This window comes from Thermomicrobiales bacterium (assembly GCA_041390825.1).
Taxonomy (GTDB): Bacteria; Chloroflexota; Chloroflexia; order Thermomicrobiales; family UBA6265; genus JAMLHN01.
Genome location: JAWKPF010000097.1, coordinates 1 through 1652 on the forward strand (window position 1 = coordinate 1; position 1652 = coordinate 1652).

Genomic DNA, 1652 nt, shown 5'->3' on the forward strand with positions numbered 1-1652 from the left:
TTACGACACCGTCGTCGGGGCAATTGACAATCCCGACGCAACGCCGCGTTCGCTCATGCAAGAAGCGCTCGCCGACGGGTTCAGCGGCGCGGCTGCCCTCGTCGATTTCCAGGCGCGGGCATGGCCACCCGCAGCGGCGCTGGTCCGGCCATTTTCGCATGCACCGGGCATTTCGTGAGCAGGTAGGTACAGCCGCGTTTTCGACCGGCGGTGATTTCAATGCTCTTAGCGAAACCTCGGGCGCGACCCGAAGACGGGATCGTTGGGCAGGTCCTGTCCGATAGACGAAACGACTTTCACCACCGACGGCGCCAATTTGAGCTTTCTGAAGTGCGACCGCGTTTCAAGAATTGCGCCGGTCGATCGGAACGTAGTTGCGGGTGGTGGCGCCGGTATAGAGCTGGCGCGGACGGCCGATCTTCTGGCTCGGGTCCTCGATCATCTCCTTCCACTGGGCGATCCAGCCGACGGTGCGGGCGAGCGCGAACAGCACCGTGAACATCGTGGTCGGGAAGCCCATCGCCTTCAGGGTGATGCCGGAATAGAAGTCGATGTTCGGGTAGAGCTTCTTCTCGATGAAGTACTCGTCGTGCAGCGCGATGCGCTCGAGCTCCATCGCCACCTCGAACAGGTCGTCCTTGGCGCCGGTTTCCGCCAGCACCTTGTGGCAGGTGGTCTGCATGATCTTGGCGCGCGGATCGTAGTTCTTGTAGACCCGGTGGCCGAAGCCCATGAGCCGGAACGGATCGTCCTTGTCCTTGGCGCGATTGATGAACTCGGGGATGCGGTCGACGGAGCCGATCTCCTCGAGCATGTTCACCACGGCCTCGTTGGCACCGCCGTGCGCCGGACCCCAGAGGCTGGCGATACCGCCGGCCACGGCCGCATAGGGGCTCGCACCGGTGGAACCGACGAGACGGACGGTCGAGGTGGAAGCGTTCTGCTCGTGGTCGGCGTGGAGGATGAAGATCTTGTCGAGTGCGCGGCTGAGGGTCGGACGCTCCTTCCAGGCCTCGCACGGCACACCGAACATCATGTAGAGAAAGTTTTCCGCATAATTGAGGTCGTTGCGCGGATACATGAACGGCTGGCCGACCGAATATTTGTGCGCCATGGCGGCAATCGTCGGGATCTTGGCGATCAGGCGATAGCTCGCGATCATGCGGTGGTGCGGATCGTTGGTGTCGAGATCCTCGTGGTAGAAGGCGGAGAGTGCGCCGACGACGGCGATCATCACGGCCATCGGGTGGGCATCGCGGCGGAAACCGCGGAACAGGTAGTTGATCTGGTCGTGAATCATCGTGTGATGAGTCACGTCATGTTCGAACTTCGACTTTTCCTTGGCGTTCGGCAGATCCCCGAAAAGGATGAGGAACGCCGTCTCCAGGAAATCGCTCTTCTCGGCGAGATCCTCGATGGAGTAGCCGCGATGGAGGAGAATGCCCTCCTCACCGTCGATATAGGTGATCTTGGACTTGCAGGCCGCGGTCGAGGTGAAGCCCGGATCGTAGGTAAAACAACCGGTTGCACCGTAAAGCTTGCGGATGTCGACAACGTCCGGTCCGATCGTGCCGGACAGGATCGGCAGCTCGAGCGCCTCCTGCCCGCCGACGGTCAGGGTCGCGTTGCTGGCCTTGGCCGGATCGGTCATG

1 protein-coding gene is annotated in these 1652 nt (G+C 61.9%); it reads right to left on the bottom strand.

Annotated elements, in window-relative coordinates:
• Positions 1-343: 343 nt before the first annotated feature.
• Positions 344-1652: citrate synthase (locus R2855_20460; GenBank protein MEZ4533380.1), on the bottom strand; the 1309-nt coding region annotated here is incomplete at its 5' end.